We start from the raw sequence: 2,394 nt of genomic DNA, 5'->3' as shown, positions 1-2,394 counted from the left end.
AACGGCAACCGGGCCAGCAGCACGCGCACCCTCGACGGGGTGACGACCAGCCGCGGCTACGGCATCGAGGGGGCGAGCAACAAGCTCACCGGCTTCACGCAGACCAGCGGGAGTGCGACSACCAGCGTGGTSTAYGGSTACAACGCCAAYGGYGATCTGGTCAGCGATGGGCTGAGGAGCTACACCTACAACGCGGAAGGGCGGCTCAGCGCTGCGACCACGGGGGCCACGGATACCAGCCCGACGACGCGGTATGCGCACAACGCGCTGGGGCAGCGGGTGTTCAAGACCGAACCGCTGTATCCGCCGAGCGAGGGGGATGAGGGCGATCCGGGGTTCCTGCAGAGTCTGATCGACTTCTTCACGAAGTTCTGGGCGCCGAGCGTGACGGAGGCCGAGCAACTGGGCTTCGCCTTCACCTATGACGAGGACGGCAGCCTGATGGCGGAGACGGGGACGGGTGGGGCGAACAGCACGGGAAGTACGCAGCACATCTACCTGCCGACGGTCAACGGCGTCATGCCGGTTGCGGTTGTCGTCAACGGCACCAGCAAGTACGCGGTGCACAGCGATCACCTGAACACGCCGCGGCGGCTCACGAATGAGAGCGGGCAACCCGTGTGGCAGTGGGGCTACAGCGCCTTCGGCGACGAACAACCCACCACTGCGGCCACGAGGTTTGCGGCAGCGGGTGCAGGCACGACCACGGCAACGCCGATCACCTTCAATCTCCGATATCCGGGCCAGTACGCCGATGCTGAGACCGGACTTTTCTACAACTACTTCCGGAGCTACAGTCCGACGAGTGGGCGATACACGCAGGCAGACCCCATCGGGCTCAATGGCGGTTGGAATCAGTTCAGCTACGTGGATGCTGACCCGCTCGGCTATATGGATCCGCTGGGCCTGGATCGCTGGGGAAGCTATGGCTACGGGCGGTACATCCCTTCTACCAATCCCTCGCCGTCGTTCTGGGAAAGGCTCAACTTCCCTGAGTCACCGGAACAAAGGGCGTTGGGTGAAAACATCGCACTGGGCTTCTGCGGAAGCACATTTGGAAGCGGCGCCACGAAGGCGTTCAGCAAGGGCAAGCAGGCGCTTGTCGATATGGCCAAGGCAGACAAGAAGGCCGGCGTTACTCGCGCCGACATGAGGGCGTACGAAGAGTTGAACCGAATATTGCCGGATCCATTTCCAGCGAACAAGGTGCGTCTAGACGAAGGTCATGTGGGTGGGGCGCCTCACTCGCAAGTACCGCACGGACACGTTGGGCCCGTGGACCATATCCCAATCAGGAATCCTTGATCTATGAATGTCATGCAAGAACGACTGTCCCGCGCAGCTGGAGAACTCGGCCTGCGAGTTTCGATTGCCTATGTTGCCCGTCTTCCAGATGGGCGTTCAGCATCAGCTCAAGCATTGTTTCCAGACCTTGGCGGAGCGCTCGGCACGCTTATTTTCTCGTCTGAGAATGAGCTAGATAGCACCCTACGAGAAGGTTTGAGAGCGCAAGGATTCTCCATCTCGACATTTTCTGAACCTCTCCCGAACGAAGAGTTTGATATTGAGAGCTATGCAGAAATGTTCTGCGATTGGGGATGGGCAAAAGAGGGTGAATTGAAACCTCGCTGGATGCGAGAGTAATCTATTGATCTATGCCTTCGGAGTTGATGCAGTCATGGGGTCTTAGAGCTGTGGCTGTTCGCCCGCAGCTCTGCCAACCCCTCGGCCATGAACTCGCGCACGTCTGGCGACAGATCCTTGGCCTTCAGGCGCGCGTCAATTGAGCGGGGGGCCTCGCGGTCCATGATCCGCAACTGCTTGGCGAACTCCTGCTTGATCTCCTCGCGGGACAGCGACCAAGGCAACGCCACCAGCGAGACGAGCGCCAACACCGGCCCGCGCAGCACCCAGTACGCTCACCACCCTGAGCTACCCCAGCGGCAGCGTGCTCACCTACCTGTACGACGCCACCGGCCGCCTGAGCCAGCTCAACTGGAACAGCGCACCGCTCGTCACCGGCATCGCCTGGAACCCGCTGGGCCAGCCCACCGGCTGGAACTGGGCCTTCGTGTCYCCGAGCCTCCAGGCCAGCCGCGCCTACGACACCGCAGGGCGCCTGACCGCCACCGAGTTCAGCAGCTACGTCTACGACGCCGCAGGCCGCATCACCAGCCTGACCCAGCAACTGCTGCAGCCCGCGGACGCCGACCCCACGCACAGCACCATCACCAGCGTCAACACGACGTGGAGCGTCGGCTACGACGCCGTGGGCCGCATCACCGCCTTCAACGCCACGGGCAACACGGCCGGGTTCGGCTACGACGCCAACGGCAACCGGGCCAGCAGCACGCGCACCCTCGACGGGGTGACGACCAGCCGCGGCTACGGCAT

At 62.5% G+C, this 2,394-nt stretch carries 3 protein-coding genes and 1 pseudogene; 3 read left to right on the top strand and 1 reads right to left on the bottom strand.

The annotated features are described in order from the left end of the window. Nucleotides 1–1,305, top strand: a 1,305-nt coding sequence (locus AC1D3B_RS36060; RefSeq protein ID WP_478195453.1) for an RHS repeat-associated core domain-containing protein, incomplete at its 5' end; no start/stop codon positions are given. 3 nt (nucleotides 1,306–1,308) lie between these two features. Next, nucleotides 1,309–1,644, top strand: coding sequence for a hypothetical protein (locus AC1D3B_RS36055; protein WP_478195452.1), 336 nt, complete (start codon nucleotides 1,309–1,311; stop codon nucleotides 1,642–1,644). Between the two features lie 32 nt (nucleotides 1,645–1,676). On the opposite strand, the gene AC1D3B_RS36050 is transcribed toward AC1D3B_RS36055, so the two are convergent. Continuing rightward, nucleotides 1,677–1,895 carry a hypothetical protein gene (locus tag AC1D3B_RS36050; protein WP_478195451.1) on the bottom strand — a complete coding sequence of 73 codons (219 nt, stop codon included), beginning with the start codon at nucleotides 1,893–1,895 and terminating at the stop codon, nucleotides 1,677–1,679. A 53-nt stretch (nucleotides 1,896–1,948) separates the two neighbouring features. Here AC1D3B_RS36050 and AC1D3B_RS36045 point away from each other — a divergent pair. Next, a pseudogene (locus tag AC1D3B_RS36045) lies at nucleotides 1,949–2,394 on the top strand (hypothetical protein); the annotation flags it as partial.

Source organism: Variovorax sp. P5_A3 (genome assembly GCF_056400665.1).
Note: the sequence above shows the minus strand (reverse complement) of the source record. Positions and strands in the feature narration are given on the sequence as shown.

Bases quoted from the DNA above. Each gene is read 5' to 3' on its own strand.
- AC1D3B_RS36055 (WP_478195452.1), top strand. From the start codon at position 1,309: ATGAATGTCATGCAAGAACGACTGTCCCGCGCAGCTGGAGAACTCGGC.